Genomic DNA, 24,692 nt, shown 5'->3' on the forward strand with positions numbered 1-24,692 from the left:
GTATGCCCGGGCGGACAAATTCCTCCCACTCGCCCCTCCCACAGGATATCCGCCCAGGTCAGGACGGATGCGTGCGGGCGGCACCGGGTGCGCGGGGGCGGTTCCCCGAGCGACGGAGCGCCGGCAGTTCCGCCTGTGGTTCCGCCGGCCGGCCAGCGGTTTTCCGCCACCGGCGGCCGGTCGCACCGGCGGAATTCCGCCGACGGCGGCGTGGGCGCGGCCCGGCCGGGGACGCCCGGAGCGACGCACGGCCGGCCCTACGCCAGTCGTCTCACCTCGGCGCCCTCGGCGGTGCGGCCGAGGGCGTCCAGCAGGTCGGCGAGCAGGCCGTGGGAGCGGGCTTCGAGGGCGGGGTCGCCGACGGTGCGGCCGAGGGCGACGGCGAGCCGGGCCGAGGAGAGGGCGGCGTCCCGGCGGCCGAGCGCGTGCAGGGCGCGGGCGCGGCTGTGGGTGGCGAGGACGGCTTCGGCGCCGCCGGAGCGGGCGGTGGCGGCGCGCACCGCCTCGTCGGCGTGGTCCAGGGCCGGCCCGGGGTCGCCGGCCAGGACGAGGGCGTCGGCGAGGTCGGTGAGCGCGCGGACCAGCAGGTGGTCGGTGGCCTGGGTGCGGGCGGCGGCCACCAGGTCGCCGAGCATGGGCACCGCCCGCTCGTACCGGCCGGTCCGCAGCAGGGCGGCGGCCACCCGGCTGCGGCAGTGGTGGCGCAGCGCCGCGTCGCCGGCCAGGTCGGCGGCCTCGACGGCCCGTTCCAGCTGGTCGGCGGCGGCGTGGTGGGCCGCGCGGTCGACGTGCAGGACGGCCAGGTCGGTGCCGAGCCGGGCGATCGCCGCCTCGTCCCGGTCCGCGTGCGCGGCGCGCAGCCCGGCTTCGACCACGGTCCGCCAGTGCGTCCGGTCGTGGCCGGTGGTCTCGTACAACTGCCCGACCCGGTGGGCGAGTCGCCAGGCCGCGGTGGGCCGCCCCTTCTGTTCGGCGCAGAGCACGACGGCGCGCAGGGCGCTCTCCTCGCGGCGGAACCAGGCCGCCGCTCCCCCCGTCGCCCTGTCCCCGGTCGCCGTGCCCCCGCCCGCGGCGCCCCCGGCGGTCCAGCCGGCAGTCCAGCCGGCGGTGACGTCGAGGTAGTGGGCGATCAGCCGGTCGAGGGCCAGGTACCGCTCGTCGCAGGCGAGTTCGGCGGCCTGCTCGGCGGCGTGGCGGCGGACCAGCTCACACCGGGCGTACCGGCCGGGGCTGGTCTCCTCCAGCAGGTGCACGGCGTCGAGCCGGGTCAGCAGGGTACGGGTGGCGGCGGGCGGGAGGGCGGCGAGGGCGGCGGCGGTGTCGGTGCCGATCTCCGCGCCGGGGTGCAGGCCGAGCAGGGTGAACAGCCGGGCGGCGTCCGGCGCCAGCGTGCGGTACGTCCGGTCCAGCGCGGCGGTGAGGCCGAGCGGGCCGCGGTCGGTGCCGGTTCCGGCGCCGGAGAGGGCGGCCAGGCCGGTCTGCTCGTCGGCGAGTTCGGCGGCGAGGTCGGCCGCGGACCAGTCGGGCCGGGCGGCCAGGCGGGCGGCGGCCAGCCGCAGTGCGAGCGGCAGGTGGTCGCAGCGTTCGGCGAGTTCGGCGACGGCCTCCGGCTCACCGGCCGTGCGATCGTCGCCGAGGATGCGGGCGAGCAGGGCGGCGGCCTCGTCGGGGCCGAGCGGGCCGAGCGGCAGTGGTACGCCGCCGGTACGGACCAGCAGGTGGCGCAGCCGGCTGCGGCTGGTGACGACCGCGACGGGGGCGGGCTCGCTGTCGGTGGCCGGCGGGTCGGGCAGCAGCGGGGCGAGCTGCTCGTAGGAGGCGGCGTCGTCCAGCACGACCAGCATCCGCCGGCCGCCGATCAGTTCGCGGTAGCGGCGGGCGCGGTCCTCGGGTTCGGCGGGCAGCGTGTCCGGCGCGACGCCGAGGGCGGTGAGGAACTCCCCGAGCACCTCCGCGGGTTCGCGGGGCCCGTCCGGGTCGAAGCCGCGCAGTTCGGCGTGGAGGATGCCGTCCGGGAAGTAGGCGTCGCCGCACCGGGCCGTCCACTGCCGGACCAGGCTGGTCTTGCCGACTCCGGCGGGGCCGGTGACCAGGATCGGGCGGCCGTCCCGTGCGGCGGGCAACACCTGGTCCAGCCGGGCGAGTTCGGCGCCGCGGCCGACGAACCGGCGGTCGGCGGCGGGCCGGGCACCGGACTGCTCGCCGGCCCGGCGCAGCTCCGGGCCGGGCGGCCGCCCGAGCCGGGCCACCGCGTGCTCGTAGCACTCCCGCGCCTCGGCGCTCCGCCCGTCCTGCTCCAGGCAGCGCACCAGCCGGGCGGCCAGCGCCTGCCGGGCGGGGTGGCCGTCGGCGGCCTCGGCGAGCTCGGCGGCCAGCTCGCCGCCACGGCCGAACCGGAGCAGGCCGTCGGCCAGCCGTTCCAGGGTGCGCAGCCGCAGGTCGGTCAGGTGCGGGAGGGTCCGCTCGCGCAGCAGGGCGGAGCCGCAGTCGGCGAGCGCCGGGCCGCGCCAGAGGTCCAGCGCGGCGCGCAGCAGGGGCAGTGCGCGGTCCGACGAGGCGTCCCCGGGCGGGCCGGCGGGCTCGGGGAGCAGCACGCCCGCCCGCTCGCAGAGCCGGCCGAAGCGCAGCACGTCGATCCGGTCGGGCTCTCCGGCCAGCAGGTACCCGGAGCCGCGGGTGTCGAGCTCCAGCCCGGGGCCGTCCAGCAGCTGGCGCAGCGCCGCGACGTGGCCCTGCAGGGCGGCCCGTGCGGTGGGCGGCGCGCAGCCCTCCCAGACCAGCTCGATCAGTTCCTCGGTGGCCACCGTCCGGTTCAGGCGTACGGCGAGCGCGCTCAGCAGCGCCCGGCGCTTGGGTGCCGAGGGCGTGACCTCCGTCCCGTCCTCGCGCCGCACCACCACCGGTCCGAGCAGATCGATGTGCACGCGCCCGTTCCCCTCCCCCAGCATCGACTCCCCGGCCCGATCGAGGATAGGGCCGACCAGGCCTTTCCCGCCGGGCCGGGGTCCTTCGCGCCGGCCCCGGCCCTTCGCACCTCGCCGGCCCCGGCCCTTCGCACCTCGCCGGGCCGGGCCCTTCCTCGGGCACCGTACCGAGCGGGTGCGACACACACGTGCCGGTCCACCCGCCCGCCGACGCAACCTTCGGCCGCCCCCGAGGCGTCCATCGGGGCGGGAGCAGCCGACCGAGATGGCCGGACATGTTCTCGCACTACACTGCTCCACCCCGAGGGCCGATGAGCGCTTCGGGTGTGATGCGCGGCTTGCGGCGAGGCGGGGGTACTGGTGCGGATTCGGCTGCTCGGGCCGGTGGAGCTGCGGGTCGGGGCGGGCGGCTTCGCGAGCGTGGCGGGCGCGCAGCGGCGGGCCGTGCTGGCGCTGCTGGCACTGCGGCTGGGGCACCTGGTCACCGTCGACCAGCTGTGCGAGCTGCTCTGGGACGAGCAGCCGCCGCCGAGCGCGCGGGCGGCCGTGCAGGGGCACGTCGCCGCGCTGCGCAAGGTGCTCGCCCGCACGCCGTTCGAGCTGCACACCCGGGACTCCGGCTACCTGCTGGCCGGGCCGGCCGACGAGGTGGACGCGCTGCGCTTCGAGGAGCTCACCGGCGCGGCCGAGCGGCTCGCCGGCGGCGACGGCGACAACGACAACGACAACGGCGGCGACGACAGCAAGGCGGTCGCGCTGCTGGCGGAGGCGCTGCGACTGTGGCGCGGCGAGGCGCTGGCCGACCTGCCCGACACCCCGCTGCGCTCCGCCGCCGTGGACCGGCTGCGGCAGTCCCGCACCGCCGCCCTGCTCCGCTGGGCCGGGCTGCGGCTGGGCCAGGGCGCCGGGGCCTCGGCCGTGCCGCTGCTGGAGCAGGGCGTCCGGACGGACGGGCTGCGCGAGGAGTCGGTGGCGCTGCTGATGCGCTGTCTGCACCAGGCGGGCCGGCCCGCCGAGGCGCTGACCGCCTACCACCAGGCCCGGGTGCGGCTGGCCGAGGAGCTGGGCATCAACCCCGGCCCGGCACTGCGGGCGGCGCTCGCCGAGGTGCTGGCCGACGACCGTACGGTGGAGCCGGCGCTGCTCGCTCCCCCGGTCGCCGGGCCGGCGCCGCGGGCCGTGCCGGTCCCGAAAGCCCCGCCGGCCTCGCTGGTGCCGCGCCAACTGCCGCGCCGTCAGCCGGACTTCGTCGGCCGCACCGGCGAGCTGGCCCGTCTCGACCGGGCCTGCGGGCCGGGCCCCGGCGAGGACGGCCGAGTCGCGGACGGCCGGGCCTCGGACGGCCCGGTGCTGGTGGTCGGCCCGGCCGGGGTGGGCAAGAGCGCACTGGTCACCGCCTGGGCGCACCGGGCCGCCGACCGCTTCCCGGACGGCGTGCTCCACGCCGAGCTGCACGGCCTCGCCCCGGACGGCCCGGCCCGGCCCGAGGCCGTCCTGGCCGGCTTCCTGCGCGCGCTCGGCGTGCCCGAGGACGGCATCCCCGCCGAGCGCGCCGCCCGGGCCGCGCTCTACCGCGAGCGCACCGGGGGCCGGCGGCTGCTGGTGCTGCTGGACGACGCCGCCGACCCCGACCAGGTCGCCGACCTGCTGCCCGCGGGCCCGGCCGGCACCGCCGTGGTCACCGGCCGGGGTTCGCTGGAGGGCCTGGTCGCCCTGGAGGGAGCGACCCTGCTGCGCCTGGCCGCGCTGCCCGAGGACGACGCCCTGGACCTGCTGGAACGCGCGCTGACGCCCGAGCGGCTGCGCGCCGAGCCGGAGGCCGCCGCCCGGCTCGCCGGCCTCTGCGACCACCTGCCGCTCGCCCTGCGGATCGCCGCCGCCCGGCTGGCCGCCCGGCCGGACTGGACGGTCGCCGAGCTGGTCGCCGAACTCGCCGACGAGCGGACCAGGTTGGCCGTCCTGGACGCCGACGGCACGCTCTCCGTCGCGGGCCGGCTGCGGCTGACCCACCACCGGCTCTCCGAACCCGCGGCCGAACTGCTGACCGTCCTGGCCGCCCACCCCGGCCGCGAGGTGGACACCGCGGCGAGCGCCGCGCTGCTCGGCAGCGACACCGCCGCCGCCCACCGGGCACTCGGCGAACTGACCTCCCACCACCTGCTCACCGGCACCGCACCCGGGCGCCACGTCCGCACCGACCTGGTCCGGCTGTACGGCGCCGGACTGCTCGCCGATCGGCCCGAGCGGCACCGGCGGCTGCTGCGCGAACGCCTGGCCGACCACTACCTCACGGCTCTCCGGCACTGCGGCTCCTTCCTCGACCCCGGCCAGGAGGACACCGCCCCGCCCGGCGGCCCGGCGCAGGCCCTGCCGGCCGTCGCCGACATCCGCACCGCACTCGACTGGTTCGACGCCGAGGAGCCGGCCATCTCCGCGCTGATCGCCTCCCCCGACACCGACCCGGCCCGCGCCTGGCGGCTCGCGCTGACCTGCGGCTCGCTCTACTACGGCGCCAGCCGCTTCACCGACTGGCTCGCCTGCGCCCGGCTGGGACAGGAGGCGGCCGAACGGTGCGGCGACCCGGTCGCGGTCGCCCTGCTGCTCAACTGCCGGGCGCAGGCCCTGGTCGCGCTGGAACGCCGGCAGGAGTCCGCGGAGGCGGCCCGCAGGGCGGTGGCCGCCGTCGGGTCCGCGACCGGGCCCTCGGCCGCCTCCGCGCACGTCCGGGCGCTCGCCACACTGGCCCTGGTCACCGCGATGCTCGGCCAACCCGCCGAGGCCGAACGGCTGGCGGCCTCCGCCACCGCGCTCGCGCTGGAGTCCGGCGACCGCCGGCGGCTGGTCGACGCCAAGGTGCACCAGGGCTCGGTGAACCTGTCCGCCGGGGACCGGGAGAGCGCCCGGCGCCGGTCCCGGGAGGCCCGGGAGCTGCTGCCCGCCACGCCCGTCACCCAGGTCCATCTCTGGTCGCTGCTGACCGAGGCGCAGGCCCTCCCGCCGACCGTCCGCGACGACGCCGCCGACCTCGCCTGGCACCGGCTGCTCGCCGCCTGCGAGGAGGCCGGCCTGCTCTACCTGCACGCCGTGGCCGAACAGTCCTACGCCGCCCACCTGTTGGCCCGGGGCCGGGAGCCGGAGGTGCGCGCCCGGCTGCGCTCGGCGCTGGACCGCTTCCGCTCGCACGAGCGGCGCGCGGGCTACCGGAGCGGTTTCACGGCCGGCCTGGAGGACTCGCTCGACCTCCGCTCCGGCCGACGGCCGAAGGACGACTGAACCGGCCGGTGCCCGTAGGACGACTGACCCGGCCGGCGTCGCGGGCCGGCGGACGCCCCGCACGGACCTGACGGGCCGGCCGCCCGGTCAGCCGGCGGCCGAGGCCGCCCCGCGCTCCGCCGGGGCGTACCCGTGCTCCGCCGCCAGCACCGGGCGCAGCGCCCGGATCGCGTAGAAGTTGCGGGACTTGACCGTCCCCGGCGGCACCCCCAGCCGGGCCGAGGCCTCCAGCACCGAGCGGTCCTTCAGGTGCAGCTCGACCAGCACCTCGCGGTGGTGCTTCTGCACCCGGCGCAGCGCCAGCGCGATGTCCCGGGCCACCACCACCCGCTCGTACGGGTCGTCGGCGACCGGCCGGTCCTCCACCGGCTCGCCCATGACCTCCTTGGCGCGGGCGGCGGCCATCCGGTAGTGGTCGATCGCGATCCGCCGGGCGACCGTGAACAGCCAGGGCCGGCTCGCCTCCGGCCCGGCGGACAGCGCCTCCGGGTGCTGCCAGGCGCGCAGCAGGGTCTCCTGGAGGATGTCCTCCGCCTTGCCGCGGTCCCCGCCGGTGGCCCGCAGCAGCGCGCGCAGCAGGTAGCCGCCGTGCAGCCGGTGGATCTCGGCGAGCGTGTCCGGGTCGAGGGTCGGTCGGGCCGGGGCGGTGACGGCCACCGGCGCGTCCGCCGGACCCTCGGACGACGGGCTGACGGACGTGGGCTGGGCGACGGACGGCTTCGACACGCGCTACCTCTCAGGTCGGGCAGGGGGCGCAGCACGGGCAGGGGCGTGCTGGGCAGCGACCGGACGATCCCCGGCGGCGGCTGCACCAGCACCCTGCCGCAGGCCGCCAAGTCCGCACCAAGGAAGCGCCAACGCCCCGGTCCGGAGCACTCCGCCCGGTCCCGGGTGCCACCGTTGGCGGGCGCCGACGGCTGTTGGCCGATCGTTAGCGGCCGTGAGCCGCGGCGGTCCGCGACGCCGTCCGGGCGGCGTCGCGGACCGTCACGGACCGGCCCGGGCGACCGGCCCGGGCGATCGTCGCGGGCGCCTCGGTGTCAGCGCTCGGCGAGCAACCGGAGCAGCTCCTGCACCCCGTCCTCGCCCCGGTGCTCGATCACCACCGCGACCCAGGTCGCCAGCCGCTGCCGCTCCGCCGCCGACCACCGCGGGGCCGACGGGTGCCCGTCCACCACCAGCGCCGTCGCCATGTCCAGCAGCGCCGGCGCGGGCCGCGGCCACCACCGGCCCTCCGGCACCACGCGCAGCGCCAGCCGTCGGGCGACCGCGATCACCTCCTCCGCCGCCGCTTCCGGCACCGCCAGCCCGGGCGGCCCGTCCGCGCCCGGCGCCCCGCCCCGCACCAGGGCCGCGATGAAGTCCCGCACCTCCTGCCCGTCCGCGGCCATGCCGCCTCCCTCCCCCGTCCCGTTCACGGGACTCACGCTCCTTCCGACTCGGTGGCACTCGGCGGGCGCCGGGTGCCACCGGATGACGGTACCGATCGGTAGCCGGTGAGGCGGAGGGTTTTCGGCGGGTTCCTCGATACCGCCGCTCCCGATGTGGCGGAGGGCGCTCCGGCGCGCCCTGTCCCGCTCAACGGGGCCTGCGCGCCGAGCGGTTCAGGTGAACCGGAAGGGCCCGTTCAGCCGTACTCCCGGCTGTACGGGCCGACCGAACCGGAGGCACCGGTCCGGCGCACCCATGGACCGGGAGGTCATCCGATGGCTTTCTCAGACGGCACCGCGGGCGCGGGCACCACCACCCCTGCCGCCCCCGACTACTCGCCGGCCGCCTGGCCCGAGCCCGTCGCCCTGCTGCCCAGGCGCCCGCTCGACCCGCTCGGCACGGTGCTCATCCCGCCCGCCGAACGGCAGCTGTTCACCCGGGCCCCCGAGATCCAAGCTCCTCCGGCGGCGCCCCGGCCGCTCCTCCCGCCGGCGCCGCCCGGGGACAGCGGCGCCTGGGCGGCCCCCGGCCCGCCGCCCACGCGGCCCCGTCCGGAGACGGACCGCCCGCGCACCCGGCGGCTCGCCCTCCCCGGCGGCGGGGAGGCACGGCGGCGGCACCTGGTCGAACGCGTCCGGGTGCCGCTGCGGGCCTGCCACCGGATCGCCGTCCTGGGCGGCCCCGCCGAGGGCGCCGCCGCCGTCCTCGGCGCCCTGCTCGCGGAGCACCGGGCCGACCCGGTGCTCGTCCTCTCCACCGCCGGGCCCGCCGGAAGCGAGTGCCGGACCGGCGGCCGGCTCGTCCTGCGGTCCGTACGGCCGGACCCGGCCGCCCTCCGGGAGGCCCTCGACGAGGCCGGCGGCCACTACCCGGTGGTCCTCGCCGACACCACCGGCGCCCCGGCCGAGGTCCAGCTCGCCGCCGTCGACCAGGCCGACCACCTGCTCCTCTGCGCCCAGGCCTCCGCCGGCGGCGCCCGCACCGCCGACGCCCTCCTCGACCACCTCACCGCCCTCGGCCACGACGGCCTCGTCCGCGGGGCTACCGCCGTCTTCACCCCCGCCCCCGCCACCGACCGCCCGATCGCCGACCGCGACCTCCTGCCCCACTTCCGCACCCGCTGCCGCGGCGCCCTCACCCTCCCGCTCCCCACCCACCCCCAGGCGGCCCCCGCCGCCCTGCGCCCCCGGGCCCGCCTCGACTACCTCGAACTCGCCGCCCTCGTCGGCGACGCCATGGCCGACCGCCACGGCTGACACCACGGCAGGTCGGCACCGCCCTCTCCCGGGGGACACCCCCGGGAGTCGCCCGCAGGAGCACGGTGGGTCCGACCCCGTCGGGTGGCACACCGAGGACCCCCACGGCGCCTACCGGGAGACGAGTACACCCTCCACGAAGCGATGCCCGCCGTGCCCTGACACGCCCGGACCCACCGGCTGTCGGCCGCGAGCCCCGGCCCGCCGCTGGGCACGCTCCGGCCCGTACCGCTCAGCCCGCTCCCCACCGGCCTTCGAGGCCGAACGGTTCTTCATCGCGCCCGGCCTGCTCGCGGCAGTCAGCATCGACGGGGGACGACGCGGGCACCGGCTCCGCCGCGCTCCACCGCGGCACCCGGACGGCGCTCCTCGAACACGGCTTCCCCCGGTACCGCTTCGACCGCTGAGCCTCGCGCCCCGGCTGGGGCGACGCCCCGTCAGCCCTCCTCCGCACGACCCGCGCGCCAGCCTCGGGCATGGGCACGAGGGGCCACCGCGCCGGCGGCCGCGACGAGGGCGATGACGGCGAGGGAGGCCAGGGCGACCAGGCTCGCGAGGCTGCCGGCGTCGGAGGGCGGTGGGGCGGGGGGCATGGTGGGGGCGGCGGCCGTGGCCAGGGGGGCCGCCGGGGCGGGGGCGGGGAGGCGGGTGACGGCGGCGACGGGGTCGACGGTGCCGTGGCCGTACCGCGGGTCGGGGCTGCGGTAGGCGGTGGTCTCCAGGCGGTCGGTCAGCTGGTCGGCGGTCAGGTCCGGGCGGTAGCCGAGGACGAGGGCGGCGCTGCCGGCCACGAAGGCGGTGGCGAAGCTGGGGCCGGCGCCGGTGTAGTAGCCGCCGGGGGCCGGGCCGGGGCCGGTGACGGCGTCGCCCGGGGCGGCGAGGTCGACGCGGCCGCCGACCGGGACGGCCCCGGGGCCGTCCGGGAGCGCGCCGCCGGGGGCGAGGTCGCGCACGGCCAGCACCTCGGGGTAGGCCGCCGGGTAGGCCGGGCCGGGTTTGGCGGTTCCGGAGGCGTCGGTCGGGGCGGTGTCGGGTGCGGCCGGGGCGACGATCAGCGCGCCCTTGCCGCGCGCCGCGCGGACCGCGGCGGCCAGCGCGTCGGTGCCGTTCGGCAGCGCCACCCCGATCGAGATGATCCGCGCGCCGCGGTCGGCGGCCGTGGTGATGCCCTGGGCCAGCAGCTCCGCCGAGGGGGTTCCGGCCTCGTTGGTGACCGAGACGGCGAGGATCCGGGCGCGCGGCGCGAGGCCGGCGAAGCCCGCGCCTTCGCGCTGGTCGGCGGCGATCAGCCCGGCCAGGAAGGTGCCGTGGCCGACGCAGTCCTGGGCGGGGTCGGGGCCGCCGGGCAGCGGGGCCGGGTCGAGCCGGCCGGCCAGCAGGCCGCCGCCGTCCTTGACGCCGGAGCCGAGGACGGCGACGGTGACGCCCTCGCCGCGGCTGAGCGGCCAGACCCGGTCGGGCCGCAGGAAGGTCTGCGGCCAGGGGGTGAGCTGGGTGCCCTTGCCGGACGGCGGCAGGCAGCCGGCCGGCCGCCCGCTCGCGTCGCGCCGCTGCTGGCTGACGCCGGGCAGGGCGTCGGGGCCGGCGGGCGCGGCGGTGGTGCCGGGCGCGACGGGCACGGCGGGCACCGCGGGCCCGTCGGCGGCCGCCGTGCCCGCCACCGGCAGCAGCAGCCCGGCCACGAGCGCCCCGGCCACCACCGCCCGGACGCGGGGCGCCCCGCTCATGCGAGGCTGCCGATCCGGTCGGCCGGGATGTCCTGCGGCAGCAGCAGGCTGAGCTCGTCGAGGTCCGCGACGTCCAGCCGGGACAGCCGGCCCGCCTGCCGGGTGATCATCGCCTCCAGCACCTGCCGGGCGAAGCGCCCGTTGCCGAAGGAGCGGTCGCGCGGGACGGCCTCGAACAGGGTGCCGAGCGCGGCCAGGGTCTCCGGGGCGCAGGTGTAGCCGGCGGTCTCGGCCTGCACCCGGACGATGGTGACGAGTTCCTCGTCCGCGTAGTGGTCGAAGGTGATCTCCCGGGAGAACCGGGAGGCCAGGCCGGGGTTGGAGGCGAGGAAGCCGCGCATCTCCTCCTGGTACCCGGCCACGATCACCACGACCTCGTCGCGGTGGTCCTCCATCAGCTTCATCAGGGTGTCCACGGCCTCCTGCCCGAAGTCCCCGCCGGAGCCGTTGCGGGGCGTCAGGGTGTACGCCTCGTCGATGAACAGCACACCGCCGCGGGCGCGTTCGAAGGCGTCCCGGGTGAGCTGGGCGGTGTGGCCGATGTAGCGGCCGACCAGGTCGGCGCGGGCGGTCTCGATCAGCTGGCCGGAGGGCAGCACGTCGAGTTCGGCGAGGAGTTGGCCGTAGAGCCGGGCGACGGTGGTCTTGCCGGTGCCGGGCGGGCCCGAGAAGACCAGGTGGTGGCTGATGGTGGCGGCGGGCAGCCCGGCCTCGATCCGGCGCCGGGTCTGCCGGGTCAGGTTGACCAGGTCCTCGACCTGTTCCTTGGCGGCGGCGAGGCCGACCATGGCGCGCAGCCGGTCGAGCAGGCCGGGTTCCTCGGACGTCGCCTCCCCGGCGGCGGCCGCGGCGGCCTGCTCGCCGACGTCGGTGGGCAGCAGCCGGGTGAGCGCCTCGTTGTCGAAGTGCTCCAGTTCGGCGAGCCGCGAGGCCTGCCGGTCGACCATCTCCTCGAACACCTTGCGGGCGGCCCGGCCGTTGCCGAAGTCGGCGCCCTTGGGCATCCGGTCGAAGTGCGCGGCGAGCGCCTCCCTGGTGCCCTCGGCGAGTTCGTAGCCGTGTCCGGCGGCGGCGTGCTCGACGATCGTGGTGAGCTCCTCGTCGCTGTAGTTCCGGAACTCGACGGTGCGGCTGAACCGGGAGGCCAGGCCCGGGTTGGAGGCCAGGAACTCGCGGATCTCGGCCTCGTACCCGGCGACGATCACCACCAGGTCGTCGCGGTGGTCCTCCATCAGCTTGACCAGGGTGTCGATGGCCTCGCGGCCGAAGTCGGGGCCGGTGCCGCCGGAGCCGGCCGAGAGGGTGTACGCCTCGTCGATGAACAGCACCCCGCCGAGCGCCTCCTTGACCACCTCGGTGGTCTTCAGGGCCGTCCCGCCGATGATCGAGGCGACCAGGTCGGCCCGTGCGACCTCGACCAGGTGGCCGCTGCGCAGCACGCCGAGCTCGGCGAGGATCGCGCCGTAGAGCCGGGCGACGGTGGTCTTTCCGGTGCCGGGCGGGCCGGCGAAGACGAGGTGCCGGCTCATCGGCAGGGCGGGCAGTCCGGCCTGCTCGCGGCGGCGGGCCAGCTTGTTGAGGTTGACCAGGGTGGCGACCTGCTCCTTGACGCCCTGCAGCCCGACCAGGGTCTGGAGGACGGCCTGCGGGCCCTGCGGGGCGGCCGGGGCGGGGGCCGCGGCCCCTTCGGCCGGGGCGTCCGTGCCGTCGGCGGAGGAGTCGGCACCGGGCTCGGCGGCGGCGACGGCCGCCGTGCCGTGGGCGTCCGGGGCCCGGTTGTCCCGGCTGTCGAGGTTCTCCACGGCGAGGCGGTCGGTCGGCTCGGTCTGCCGCAGCCCGGCGCCCTGGTTCTCGGCCGCCGTGCAGTCGGTGAGCCGCACGGGCTCCACGGACTCGGAGCGCAGCCCGTCCACGGTGTTGTCGCTGAGCTGGCAGCCGGTCAGGGTGGCGCGGGCGCCGGAGCACAGGTGCAGGCCGTGCCGCCGGTTGGTCCGCAGCCGGGTGCGGGTGGCGGTCAGTTCGCCGCCGTGCTCGACCTCCGCGCCGTCCAGGGCGTTGTCGGCGGACTCGACGTCGCGCAGGGTGGCGACACCCTCGGCGCCGACCGAGATCCCGCAGGATCCGCTGCCGCGCACCAGGCTGGCGCCGAGGTAGGTGTTGGCTCCGTCGGCGATCCGCACCCCGTGCCCGCCGGCGTCGACGACGGTGACGTCCTCCAGCCGGCCGCGCCCGTCGCGCAGCGCCTCGATCCCGTGGCCGCCGGCGGCGGTGACGGTGCTGCGGCGCAGCAGCGGGTTGGCGCCGTCGCGCACCACGACGCCGACGCCGGCCGCGTCGCGGACCTCCAGGCGGTCGAACTCGGCGGCGCTCTCCCCGGTGAGTTCGACGCCGTCCGTCCCGGCGTCGCGCACCACGGCCCGCACCAGGCTCGGCCCGGCCGACTCGCCGACGTGGATGCCGGCCAGGGCGGGGGCGGTGACCTCGCAGTCCTCCAGGGTGCCCCGGGCCCGGCCGGCGATGTGCAGGCCGTGGCCCTGGGGGCGGACGGCGCGGCAGCGGCGCAGCAGCGGGTCGGTGCCGTTGGTGAGGACGTAGCCGTGGGAGCGCACGGCGGTGACGGTGCAGTCCTCCAGCACGACCCGGGCGGTGGAGCCGACGAAGACGCCGAGCGCGGCGTCGCGGATCTCGGTGCGCAGCAGCCGGGTGGTGCTCTGCTCCTCCAGGGCGACGGCGGGCTTGTCGGTGGTGGAGATCTCGCAGTCCTCGACGACGCCGCGCGCCTCGCCGTTGGCGCACAGGCCGTTGCCGCGCGCGTCGCGCAGCACGCAGCGCCGCACGGTCGGGTTGGCCCGCTCGCCGATGACCACGGCCGAGGTGCCCAGGTGTTCGATGACGCTGTCCTCGATCACGCTGGTGCCGGTGGAGGTCTCCACCAGACCGGCGCCGGCCGGGTTGGTGACCCGGCTGCCGCGCATGGCGAGTTCGCCCTGCTGGCGGGTGAGCACGGCGGTCCACGCGTTGCCGATCACCTCGCAGTCCTGCATGGCGAGTTGGCCGCGCGGGACGTCAACGGCGGGCAGGTCGTCGTCCTGCCCCTGGAGCACCAGGCCGGTGAGCTGGACGGCCTCGGTCAGCACCTGGACCACCGAACCGCGCCGGGGGCTGATCCGCACGCTGCCCCGGACGTCCTCGGCGGTGATGCTCACCACCTTGGTGAGCACCAGGTTCTCGTCGTACCGGCCGGGGCGGACCGAGATCACCGCGCCGCTGCGGGCAGCCTGGAGGGCTTCGCCGATCGTGCGGTAGGAGCCGGGCTCCCGCTGCTCCGCGCAGACCGTCAGCACCGGGCGCGACATGCCTGGGGTTCCCTTCGTCGTGGGGCGTTGCGGCCCGGTGGTTCGGTGGTTCGGGGTTTCGGTGGTTCGGTGCTTCAGAGGGATCGGGGCGGGTCAGACCGTGCAGGTGGCACGGACGGCGCCGGCGGCGTGGTGGGCGAACGTCTCGGTACTGCCCGACCAGTCCAGGCCGCGGCTGTGCAGCGTGACCGAGATCGGGCCACGGTAGGAGAACGGACCCTGGTTCACCCAACTGCCCCGGCTGGCCGTCTGGTTGATGGAGAACGAGCCGATCTGGCCGCCCCCGCTCTGCACCGTGTAGTAGCTGGGGTTGCCGCCGACCTGCTTCACGTCGCTGCTGCCCGGGATGTAGACGGACAGGGTGCAGCTGCTGGCCTTGTCCACGGTGAAGGTCCAGACCACCGAGTTGCTGTTGTCGTCCTTGTTCGCGTCGCCGGACATCGGCATCGAGGCGTACGTGCCGTTGCAGCCGTCACCGCTGTAGCCGCCCGAGTTGTTGCGCCAGCCCTTGTTGCCCTGGTCGAACCAGCCGTTGGTCTTGTACTGGCCGCCGCTCGAGCAGTACGGGCCGGCGATCACGGTGACCGGTGCAGGCGGCTTGGCGGCGGCCGGGGGCGGCGCGGGCTGGTTCGGCGCCGGCTGGTTCGGGGCCGGCTTGTTGGGCGCGGGCTGGTTCGGCGCGGGCTGGTTGGGGGCCGGGTTGGCGCCGCCGGAGCCGCCCGACCCGCCCGAGGCGGAGCCCGATCCGCCCTGGGAGTGGTCCGCCCCTCCGGCCGAACCACCGCCGCCCCCACCGGGGTTGGCCACACCACCGGGCCGTGCGGCGGCACCCGCACCGGCGCCGCCGGTGCCGCCGGCGCCGTTCGGGGCCGCGGCCGCCTGGTCGCCCGGAGCCGGTGAGGCCGAACCGTCGAGCGGCGGGACCACCGCTCCCGGCTGCCCGTCGGGCGTGGGGTTCGCCGGATCGATGCTGCCGCCGTGCTGGTCGAAGCCGGGGACGTAGCCGTTGCCGCCGTCCCCGCCGCCCTGCCCGTAGCCGGGCGGGGCGTCGGCCTGGGCGGGCCCGTGCTTGGGGTCGTTGCCGCCGAGCTGGGTCACCACCACGGAGGTGCCGACCAGCACCAGGCCGACGGCGACGGCCGCGGCGATCATCGGACGGGAGACCCGGCCGGGGCGCGGCCCGGGGTCCGCGGCACTCTCGCCGGCCGGGTCGGAGGCCGCGCCGGCGGCGAGCGCCACCGCCTCGGGCGCCGCGGGGGCCGCCGCCGCGGTGACGGGGGACGGCAGCACCGCCGGCCCGTAGCCGGTCCCGCCCTCGGGCTCAGGCTCGGACTCGGGATCGGGCTCGGACTCGGCCTTCGGTTCGGTCCGCGCCCCGCCCGTCACGCCGCCGGTGGCCCCGGCAGCCGATGGCGCCGGCGCCGGGAGCACCGCCGTCGCGGCGCTCGCGGGCTCCTCCGCCGGCGCCGCCTGCACACCCGGGTCCGCCTCGGCCGCCAACGCCCAGTTCACCGCCGGGAGACGGAAGCCGCCCACCCTCCGCTCCGGCTCGCCGCGCTGCTCCTCGCCCACCATGCATCCCCTGCGCTCGACGACACTCCTGTGGGGAGCTACGGCCCGCGTGGCCGAACCGGTTCAGCCGGATCGGCGCGCTTCAGTCCCCGACCGTCCAGACCGGCTCGGCGGCCGCCTCCGGCGGGGTCAGCACGAAGGCCACGGCCTGCTCCAGCACCGCCGCCGAGGGCTCCGCCCACGGCTCGTCGAGCTGCTCGCGCACGTGCGCGAGCAGCTCGGGGTCGGGCGCCAGCCCGTACTCCTCCAGGTAGTACGTGACGGTGTCGGTCCAGATCCACCGGCCGTCGGTGCGAAAGCCCATCGGCACGACGCCGCGCCGCGCCGGGTCGACCACGTCGTCCATCAGCATCGGCGTCAGCAGCACCGTCGCCCCGGCCCGCAGGTAGCGGGCGACGGCCTCGCGCCCCGCCCCCGCCGCCAGCCGCGGCCGGTCCGGCGCGAACCCGGGCCCGGTCACCGGATCCACCGCGTCGAACACCGCCGCCAGCCGGAACCCGCCCCGCACCGTCTCGCCCATCCCCGTACTCCTCCCGCCGACCACCACATCCCTACGTCCCGTCCGACGGCCCACCGGTGGAGCGGGGTTCACCGGGGCACCCGCGCCGCGCCTGTCGGTGGTCACTGGGAGGATCACCGCACAGTGACGCGAGGAGACCGCCATGGGAGCTTGGGGCACCGGCCCGTTCGACAACGACACGGCGATGGACTTCGCCGACGCCCTGGACGAGGCGGCCGAGGGCGAGCGGGAAACCCTGGTCCGAACGGCGCTGATCCGCACCGTCCCGGCCCGGGGCCCGCTCGAGTACCTCGAGTACCTCGACGGAACGGAGGCCGTCGCCGCCGCGGCCCTCGTCGCCGCCCAGTGCCCGGGCGACGCGCCGATCGACCCCGGCTACCGGCCCGGCCAGGCCCTTCCGGCCTTCACCACCGACCTGCGGTCACTCGCCGTCGAGGCACTCGACCGTGTGGTCGCCGAGTCGTCCGAACTCGCCGAGCTCTGGGACGAGGCGCCCGGCGGCACGAAGTGGCGGCAGGACGTCAGGCGCCTTCGCACCGTGCTCGCGCCCGACCCCGAGCCGCAGGACGCGCTGTTCGACCTCTAGGCTCCGTCGTCCCGACGGTCACAGGGTGCCGGTGCCGAGGGCCAGCACGTAGCGGGAGGGGTCGGCGGGGCGGACGCGGGCGGCGGGGGCGACGGCGTCACGGCGGGCGAGCCAGGTGCGCAGCCGGTCGGGGCCCGGGCGGACGCCGCCGAGCTCGTGGAGCAGCACCCGGGCCGGACGGCCCTCCTCCGGGGCGGCCGGCTCGACGTCGACCACCTCGAACTCCGCGCCGGGGGCGAAGATCACCGTCGGCTGGTCGCCCGGATCGCCGAAGGCCGAACTGCGGCGGCCACCGACGGACCAGATGGCGAACTCGATCCCGACGTCCTCCCCCAGATCCGCTCCGGGCGCCGCCAGACCGGTCACCGGGGCGCGCTCGGTCAGCACCGTGCCCGGGGTGTACGCGGCGAGGTCGCAGTCCTGCGCCGGGCCCGCGACCAGCACGCCGCCGTAGTGGCTGGGCAGCCGCCGCAGGCCGGCGGCCAGGCAGCGCAGGTACGGGCCGTAGGCGCCGGGCGCGCCGGACCGGGCCGCCGCGAGGAGTTCGGCGCGCGGGGCCAGCGGGCCGCAGTCGCCGTGCTGCAGCAGGACGGCGACCAGCTCGGGCGCCGGGTCGCCGTCCTCGGCCCGGGCGCGCAGGGCGGGCAGTCGGGTGGCGACGTCCTCGGCCCGCCGGGCCAGGCGCTGGTAGGCGGGGCCGAGCCGGGCGACCAGGGCCGCGCCGTCCTCGGCGGGGGTGGCGGGTCCCGCCGGTGCGAGCTCCGACGCCGGGGGCGGGGGCATGGGCAGGGACAGGGGCGGAGGCGTCACGACGGGCACCACGGGCTCGGGCTCCGGCTCAAACTCGGGCTCGGGCTCCGGCTCGGGCTCGGGATCGGGCTCCGGCTCGGGCTCCGGATCGGGCTCCGGAACCGGTTCGGGCTCGACGGGTGGTGTCCCGGTGACCGGTTCCTCCGCCTCGGTCTCCTCCACCACGACCTCAGGGGCAAAACTTGGCCCCTTGACGACCTCCTCAGGAGACTCCGCCACGAGCGATCCGCCCGAGGTCGACACCGTGGCCGCGGGCTCCGGAGCCGTCGCCGGCTCAGGATCGGGCGCAACCACCGGCTCCGGCTCCGCCTCGACCGTGACCTCGCCCACTGCCGCGCCCGCCGCCGCGGCCTCGGCCCGCGCTGACGGCTCGGGAGCGACCGTCTCCGGAACGACCATCTCCGCCCCGATCCAGTCCAGCCCGTACAGCCGCGCGCAGAACCGCCCCACCGCCGCCGACCCCACGTCCAGCGCCCCGGCCACCGCCAGCGCGAGCCGCACCGGCCCGGTCGGGAGCGAGCCCAGGACCGCGCCGAGGTGGTCCCAGACCGTCTCCGGCACCGGCCGGCCCGGTGTGCCGACGACCAGCACCGGCCGCGCCGGATCCGGCCGGCGCAGCCGGGGGCCGCGGTCCGCGGTGACGGCCGGACGCAGCCACAGGCCGGCCGCCACCGCCTCCAACTCCCAGCCGGGGAAGGCCGGGTAGCGGGCCGTCCCGGGCGCCGGGGGCAGGTCGGGGCGGGTGCGCCAGCCGACGGCGGTGACGGTGCGCTCGCTCGGGCGGGCGACCAGCTCGGTGAGGTACGGCTCCCAGCCCTCGCCGCCGTCCGCCGCCACGTGGACGGTCCGCGGGCCGGCCCCGGCCGCCCCGGCCGTGCCCACCGGCACGCCGATCGCCGCCCGCACCTCCTGCCCGAGCGAGGCCGCCAGCACGGCCGCCAGTTCGATGAGTTCGACCGGGGCGGCCCACGGCGCGCTCAGCACGAGGCACTCCACCCGCCCGGTCGTCTCCTGCAACAGCACCGCCGCGTTGGCCAGTTGGACACCGCTGGGCAGCGGTGCGGCCGGATCGCCGAGGATCAGCAGCAGCCCGTCCGGCGGTGCCGCGGCCCGGTCCAGCACGGCGGGGCCGACCTGCCCCACCGCCGCCTCGGTGACCCGGAACACCCCGCCGGCCAGCGGGGTGAGGGTCGCGGCGGCGGGCCAGCGCCCGCCGAGCGGCTCCGCTCCCCCGCCGGGCCGGCAGCGCCACCACGTGCCGTCGACCGCCGGCAGGGTGCCGTCCGGCTCGACGCTGACCACCGCGTCCGGCGCGACGACCGTCAACCCGCAGCGCCGGGCCAGCAGTTCGGCGGGCCGACGGCCGTCCGGGCCGAGCGCCGCCAGCCCGGAGGCGGCCAGCACCAGCACGTCGGCGCCGCGCTCGCGCGCGGCCCGGGCGAGCTCGTCCAGCGAGGCGAGCAGCACGGGCGCCGCGTCCGCGGCGGCGGCGAGCAGCAGCAGTGCCCGCGGCTCGGTCGGCACCGGCGCCAGCGCCTCGGCCAGCCCGTCCGCCTCCGCGCCGGGCGGGGCGATCACGTAGTGCGGGCCGAGCGCCCGCAGGGTCGAAGCCGCCGTCACGCCCGGGGCGCCCGGGGCGCTCGCCACACCCATCACTCCTCCTCCGCCAGGAAGCCGGTCTGCACCTGTACCGTCCGCCGCCGGGTGATGTACAGGCCGCGGCCCGCCGGGAACTGGCGGGGCTTGAGGTTGCCGAACAGGTAGCCCTCGGAGGGCGGGCAGGACATCAGCAGGGTGGGCGAGTTGACCTCCTGGAGCTTGCGGATCAGCGGGTCGCCGAGCGATCGGCCGATGCCGTTGGCGCCCCGGGCGACGACCAGGTGGAGGCCGATCTCGGCGCCCTGGGAGAGGTCCTCCAGCACGGCGGCGAAGGGGTGCGCCCCGCTGCCGGAGCCGACCAGGTCGTAGTCGTCGACGAGGACGAAGAGCTCGGGGCCGGTCCACCAGTCGCGCAGCTTCAGCCGGGCGGGGGTGATGTCGGCGGGCGGGATACGGTTCTTCATCGCCCGGGACGCGCCGTCCACGATCTGGCGGAGCTTGTCGACGGCCACCGCGTAGCCGAGCCGGTACTCCTCCGGCACCGCGTCGTACAGGCCGCGCCGGTAGTCGACGAGCATGATCCGCGCCTCGGCCGGGGTGTAGGCGGTGGTGATGGCCTTGATCATCAGGCGCAGCAGGTTGGTCTTGCCGGCTTCGCTGTCGCCGACGACGAGCAGGTGCGGGTTCTCCTCGAAGTCGTGCCAGAGCGGCGAGACCTCGGTCTCCTCCAGGCCGATCGGCACCCGCAGCCGGCCTTCCGGGGCGGGCAGCCGGGCCGCGTCCAGGGTGAGCGGGAGCATCCGGACCTCGGGGGCGCGCGGCCCGGTCCAGTGCGCGGCGACCGCGTCGACCAGGTCGGCGACGCCCTCGCCGAGGTCGTCGGTGTCCCCGGAGCCGTCGATCCGGGGCAGCGCGGTGAGGAAGTGCAGCTGCTCGTCGGTGAGGCCGCGGCCGGGCAGCTTGGGCACCTTGGCGGCGGCCCGCATGTTGATCACGGAGTCGACGGAGTCGCCGAGGCGCAGCTCGAAGCGGGTCTGCAGCTGGTCGCGCAGGCCACTGCTGACCTCGCCCCAGCGGGTGGTGGCGATGACCAGGTGGACGCCGTAGTTGAGGCCGCGCTGGGACATCAGGGTCAGCAGCTGGACGAGGTCGTTGAACTCCTGGCGCAGGGTGTTCCAGCCGTCGATCACCAGGAAGACGTCGCCGTGCGCCTCGTCGGGCAGCCCGCCCGCGGCCCGGCGGCGGCGGAAGGCCGCGACGGAGTCGATGCCGAGCTCGGCGAAGTACTGCTCCCGGCGGGCGATGATCCCGTTGACCTCGGCCACCGTGCGCAGCACCCGCTCGCCGTCGTGCCGGCCGGTGACCCCGCCGACGTGCGGCAGGCCGCGCAGCGAGGACAGCGTGCCGCCGCCGAAGTCCAGGCAGTAGAACTGGACTTCGCGCGGGGTGTGGGTGAGCGCCAGGCCGGTGATCAGGGTGCGCAGCAGGGTGCTCTTGCCGCTCTGCGGGGCGCCGGCGATGCCGACGTGGCCGCCGGCGCCGGAGAGGTCGGCGGTGAGCAGGTCGCGCAGCTGGTGGAAGGGGCGGTCGACCACGCCGACCGGCAGGCCCAGGGCGCCGTGGCGGGCGTCGTCCTCGGTGGTGAGGCCGCGCTCGGGGTGCGGGACGAGCGGCGGCAGCAACTCGTCGAGGGTGGGCGGGACGTCCAGCGGCGGCAGCCAGACCCGGTGCGCGGGCGGGCCGGCGTCGCGCAGCCGGCCGGCCGCGACCTCCAGCAGCGAACCGGTCGCGGCCTGCTCCTCCTCCGGCTCGGCCTCCGCCGCCGGCCGCTGCCGGGGCATCACGTAGTCGGTGCCGTACGCGACGACCTGCCCGGCGATGGCGGCCTGCTGGGCGGCGCGGCGCTTGGGGCGGTACGGGCCGGAGACGTAGGCGGCCTTGAACCGGGTGAGGGTGGAGATGTCGCTGCGCAGGAAGCCGTTGCCGGGCTGGGAGGGCAGCTGGTAGGCGTCCGGGACGCCGAGCACGCCGCGGCTCTCCATGGCGGAGAAGGTGCGCAGGCCGATCCGGTAGGACAGGTGGGACTCCAGCGCGCTCATCCGGCCCTCGTCGAGCCGCTGCGAGGCCAGCAGCAGGTGCACGCCGAGCGAGCGGCCGAGCCGGCCGATCATCACGAACAGCTCCATGAAGTCCCGGTGCGCGGACAGCAGTTCGCTGAACTCGTCGACCACCACGAACAGCGTGGGCAGCGGGCGCAGCGCGGTGCCGGCGGCGCGCGCGGTCTCGTAGTCCAGCAGCGAGGCGTAGCCGGCCTCGCGCAGCACCTCCTGGCGGCGGACGAGTTCGCCGTGCAGGGCGTCGCGCATCCGGTCGACCAGGGAGGCCTCGTCGGCCAGGTTGGTGATCACGGCGGAGGTGTGCGGCAGGGCGTCCAGGCCGAGGAAGGTCGCGCCGCCCTTGAAGTCGACCAGGACGAAGTTGAGCACCTCGGAGGAGTGGGTGACGGCGAGCGCCAGCACCAGGGTGCGCAGCAGCTCGGACTTGCCGGAGCCGGTGGCGCCGATCAGCATGCCGTGCGGGCCCATGCCGCCCTGGGCGGACTCCTTGAGGTCCAGGTCGACGGGCCGGCCGTCCGGGCCGAGGCCGAGCGGCACGCGCAGCCGCTGCGGGATGCCGCGCTGGGCCCAGAGCGCCTCGACGTCGTGGGCGTGCAGGTCGGGGATGCCGAGCAGGGCGGTGAGGTCGAAGTCGGTGGCGAGCGGCTCGGCGGCGTCGACGCCGTCGGCGATCCGGTAGCGGGCGAGCCGAGCGGCCAGGCGGGTCGTCGCGGACAGGCCGAGCGCGTCGGGCCGGCCGAGCTCGGTGACGACGTCCTTGCGGTTGCGGTCGGCGCCGACCATGGCGAGCCGGCCGTCCTCGATCCGCAGCCGCAGGGTGGTGCGGGCCGGGCGCCACTCCAGGGAGTCGGCGAGGTCGATCAGGACGGCGTTGCGGTAGCCGGTCAGCGCGGCGCGGCTGCCGGTGTGCGCGCCGGGGCCGTCCAGGACCAGGACGGTGAACGGCTCGTCCCGGTCCGGTACGGCGTCCGGCTCGTAGCCGGGGCGGCCGGTGAACTCCTCGCCGAGCAGCTGCTCGACCTCGCCGAGGCTCCCGGCGACCAGCCGGACCGGGCCGGCGCCGTCGGTGTCGGTCGGGTGCAGGGCGTGCGGCAGCCACTTGGCCCACTCCCACGCGGCCCGCCGCTCGGTGTCGGTGACCACGGCGACGCGCAGCTCGTCCGGGCCGTGCACCACGGCGAGCTGGGCCAGGACCGCCCGTACCAGCGCGCGGGCCGCCTCGGGGTCGTCGGAGCGCAGCAGCAGGTGGGCGAAGCCGCGCAGGTGGATCGCCATCGGCTGGTCGGCGAGCGTGCCGTAGGCGTGGATGAAGCGGCGCAGCGCGTGGGCGCAGAGCGGCTCCAGGTCCTCGACCGGCTTGGTGGCCAGCGGCGCGAGCGGGGTGGCCAGGCGCTGGGCACCGAGCGCGATCCGGACGTCGCTGAAGTCGGGGTGGGCGGCCCGCCGCTCCCACAGCCGGGTGGTGCCGACCAGCGCGCCCAGCTCGGTCGGCTCCGGGTGCCGCCAGGCCAGGGCCCGGCGCTGGGCGTCGATCGAGCGGCGCACCTGACGGCGCATCTGGGAGAGGTAGCGCAGGTAGTCGCGGCGCTCGGCGCGCAGCTGCTGCTTGCGGTCGCTGGAGCCGCGGATCAGCTGGGTGACCAGCATCCCGGCGGCGGACAGCGCCATCATGCCCATCGCGACGTAGCTGAGCATGCCGCCGCCCTCGCCCCCGCCCGGGTGCAGGAACATGAACACCATCGACAGCGAGCCGAGCGCCATCGGCGCCATGCTGATCACGCCGGCCATGCCGCTCTGCTTCTCCGGCAGGCCCGGTGGTTCCTGGAGCTGGATCTCACCGTCCGGCATCTCGGGCCCCGGACGCCGGGGCGTCCGTTTGATCAGCTCCACGCTCACTCAGGGCTCCTTCTCGCCGCGGCCGTTCCCTCTGGCTGACGGACGGCGCGGCACCGGAGGTTCAGCGGCACGGGTTCGACCGGCACGGGTTCGACCGGCGCACCGGCCGGCCCCCCGCACGCCGGTTGAACGCGGCGCGCCGGGCAGGCCGTTCATCCGGGCGGAGAAACGCACCACCCCACCGAACCGGAGGACCGGCGTGAGCAGCAGTGTCGTGGCAGGACTGTGCCGATTGAGGTTCCACGCGCCGGGGACGGCCTTCGAACTGGCCGTCCCCGCCGACGTGCCCCTGGCCGACCTGCTGCCCGCCGTCCTCGGGCACGCCGGCCCCGAGCTCGCCGAGGAGGGCCTGGAGCACGGCGGCTGGGTGCTCCAGCGGCTCGGCGAGGAACCCCTGGACGAGGAGCGCACCGCCGAGGCGCTCGGCCTGCACGACGGCGACGCGCTGTACCTGCGGGCCCGTCACGAGGCCCTGCCGACCGTGCACTTCGACGATCTGGTGGACGGCGTCGCCACCGGCATGCACGAGCGCGGCGACACCTGGCGCCCGGCCCTCACCCGCGTCCTCGCCGTGGCCCTCGCCGTGACCGCGCTGGCGGCCGGCTGGCTGCTGCTGGCCCTGCCCGGACCGGCCGCCCCGCGCCAGGCCGCCGCCGCGGCGGTCGCCGTCCTGCTGCTGCTCGGCGCGGGCAGCGCCTCCCGGGCGATGGCCGACGCGGGCGCGGGCGCCGCGCTCGGCGCCGCCGCCGTCCCGTACCTGGGACTCGCCGCCCTGCTGCTGCCGGACGGGCCGGACGGCGGCGAGCTGCTCGGCGCGCGGATCCTCGCGGCCTCCTCGGCCGGGGCCGGGGCGGCGGTGCTGGCCCTGGCGGCGGTCGGCGCGGCGGCGCCGCTCTTCCTCGGGGTGGCGCTGGTCGCGCTGCTCGGGGTGCTGTCCGGGGCGCTGGTGCTCGCCGGGCTGACGCTCGCCCAGCTGGTCGCGGTCGTCGCGGTCGCCGCCGTGCTGGTCGGCGCGTTCGTTCCCTCGCTGGCCTTCCGGCTGTCCGGGCTGCGGCTGCCCATGCTGCCGCGCAACGCGGAGGAGCTCCAGGAGAACATCGACCCGGTCCCCGCCGGCGCCGTCCTGCCCCGCGCCCTGGTCGCCGACGACTACCTGATGGCCCTGCACACCGCGATCGGCGCCGTCTGCGCCGCCTGCCTGGCCGTGCTGCCCTTCGCCGACGGCTGGGCCGGCCCGGCCGAGGCCGGCGCCCTCAGCCTGCTGCTCCTGCTGCACGGCCGGGCCGTCGGCAGCATCCGCCAGCGCCTGGCGATCCTGCTGCCCGGCGTCCTCGGCGGCCTCGTCCTGCTCGCCCGCGCCACCACCGGCGCCACCACCACCGACCGGCTGCTCCTGCTCGCCGCCCTGCTGACGCTCACCGCCGCCCTCCTGGTCGCCGCCTGGACCGTCCCCGGCCGCCGTCTGCTCCCGTACTGGGGCCGCATCGCCGACATCCTGCACACCCTCTGCGCCCTCTCCCTGCTGCCCCTGGCCCTCCAGGCCTGCGGCGTCTACCACACCCTGCGCGGCCTCGGCGGCTGAGCCGCCCCGCACCGCGCGCGCCGCCACCACAGGCCCCGGCCGG

Annotated in this window: 13 protein-coding genes; 4 read left to right on the plus strand and 9 right to left on the minus strand. The window is 77.3% G+C overall.

Annotation, left to right across the window (positions count from 1 at the left end; translation table 11 throughout):
- Nucleotides 1-257 precede the first annotated feature (257 nt).
- Nucleotides 258-2,924 (minus strand): BTAD domain-containing putative transcriptional regulator, encoded by a 2,667-nt coding sequence (locus ACFWP2_RS14100; RefSeq protein WP_380450666.1) that lies wholly within the window; start codon nucleotides 2,922-2,924, stop codon nucleotides 258-260.
- Between the two features lie 360 nt (nucleotides 2,925-3,284).
- Between ACFWP2_RS14100 and ACFWP2_RS14105 the strand changes: the two genes are divergently transcribed.
- Nucleotides 3,285-6,197 carry a BTAD domain-containing putative transcriptional regulator gene (locus tag ACFWP2_RS14105; RefSeq protein WP_380450668.1) on the plus strand — a complete coding sequence of 971 codons (2,913 nt, stop codon included), beginning with the start codon at nucleotides 3,285-3,287 and terminating at the stop codon, nucleotides 6,195-6,197.
- Between the two features lie 87 nt (nucleotides 6,198-6,284).
- Here ACFWP2_RS14105 and ACFWP2_RS14110 read toward each other — a convergent pair whose 3' ends face one another.
- Nucleotides 6,285-6,923, minus strand: a complete 639-nt coding sequence (locus tag ACFWP2_RS14110) for a sigma-70 family RNA polymerase sigma factor (RefSeq protein ID WP_380450670.1) — start codon at nucleotides 6,921-6,923, stop codon at nucleotides 6,285-6,287.
- A gap of 314 nt (nucleotides 6,924-7,237) precedes the next feature.
- Entirely contained in the window at nucleotides 7,238-7,615 is a 378-nt protein-coding gene (locus ACFWP2_RS14115; protein WP_380450672.1) for a hypothetical protein, read from the minus strand.
- A 288-nt stretch (nucleotides 7,616-7,903) separates the two neighbouring features.
- On the opposite strand from ACFWP2_RS14115, the gene ACFWP2_RS14120 reads away from it, so the two are divergent.
- The gene (locus ACFWP2_RS14120) at nucleotides 7,904-8,884 is read left to right on the plus strand and encodes a hypothetical protein (RefSeq protein ID WP_380450674.1); all 981 of its coding nucleotides are present in this window, start codon (nucleotides 7,904-7,906) and stop codon (nucleotides 8,882-8,884) included.
- 437 nt (nucleotides 8,885-9,321) lie between these two features.
- On the opposite strand, the gene ACFWP2_RS14125 is transcribed toward ACFWP2_RS14120, so the two are convergent.
- From ACFWP2_RS14125 to ACFWP2_RS14140, 4 genes are all read right to left on the minus strand, one after another.
- Entirely contained in the window at nucleotides 9,322-10,611 is a 1,290-nt protein-coding gene (locus ACFWP2_RS14125; RefSeq protein WP_380450676.1) for a S8 family serine peptidase, read from the minus strand.
- Nucleotides 10,608-13,967 carry a right-handed parallel beta-helix repeat-containing protein gene (locus ACFWP2_RS14130; protein WP_380450677.1) on the minus strand — a complete coding sequence of 1,120 codons (3,360 nt, stop codon included), beginning with the start codon at nucleotides 13,965-13,967 and terminating at the stop codon, nucleotides 10,608-10,610. The genes ACFWP2_RS14125 and ACFWP2_RS14130 overlap by 4 nt, the downstream gene beginning before the upstream one ends.
- A 93-nt stretch (nucleotides 13,968-14,060) precedes the next feature.
- A complete protein-coding gene (locus tag ACFWP2_RS14135; protein ID WP_380450678.1) occupies nucleotides 14,061-15,542 on the minus strand; it encodes a hypothetical protein in 1,482 nt (493 codons plus the stop codon).
- A gap of 79 nt (nucleotides 15,543-15,621) precedes the next feature.
- Nucleotides 15,622-16,059 (minus strand): hypothetical protein, encoded by a 438-nt coding sequence (locus ACFWP2_RS14140; protein WP_380450679.1) that lies wholly within the window; start codon nucleotides 16,057-16,059, stop codon nucleotides 15,622-15,624.
- Between the two features lie 142 nt (nucleotides 16,060-16,201).
- Here ACFWP2_RS14140 and ACFWP2_RS14145 point away from each other — a divergent pair, with 142 nt between their 5' ends.
- On the plus strand, nucleotides 16,202-16,645 hold the full coding sequence (locus tag ACFWP2_RS14145; protein WP_380450681.1) for a DUF4259 domain-containing protein: 444 nt from the start codon (nucleotides 16,202-16,204) through the stop codon (nucleotides 16,643-16,645).
- Nucleotides 16,646-16,663: 18 nt separating this feature from the next.
- Here ACFWP2_RS14145 and ACFWP2_RS14150 read toward each other — a convergent pair whose 3' ends face one another.
- Both ACFWP2_RS14150 and eccCa read right to left on the minus strand, forming a co-directional pair.
- The gene (locus ACFWP2_RS14150) at nucleotides 16,664-19,108 is read right to left on the minus strand and encodes a hypothetical protein (RefSeq protein WP_380450682.1); all 2,445 of its coding nucleotides are present in this window, start codon (nucleotides 19,106-19,108) and stop codon (nucleotides 16,664-16,666) included.
- Entirely contained in the window at nucleotides 19,108-23,019 is a 3,912-nt protein-coding gene (eccCa, locus tag ACFWP2_RS14155) for a type VII secretion protein EccCa (RefSeq protein ID WP_380450840.1), read from the minus strand. The genes ACFWP2_RS14150 and eccCa overlap by 1 nt, the downstream gene beginning before the upstream one ends.
- A 247-nt stretch (nucleotides 23,020-23,266) precedes the next feature.
- Between eccCa and eccD the strand changes: the two genes are divergently transcribed.
- The gene (gene eccD, locus ACFWP2_RS14160; RefSeq protein WP_380450683.1) at nucleotides 23,267-24,649 is read left to right on the plus strand and encodes a type VII secretion integral membrane protein EccD; all 1,383 of its coding nucleotides are present in this window, start codon (nucleotides 23,267-23,269) and stop codon (nucleotides 24,647-24,649) included.
- Nucleotides 24,650-24,692 lie beyond the last annotated feature (43 nt).

Source organism: Kitasatospora sp. NPDC058444 (assembly GCF_042721415.1).
Taxonomy (GTDB): domain Bacteria; phylum Actinomycetota; class Actinomycetes; order Streptomycetales; family Streptomycetaceae; genus Kitasatospora.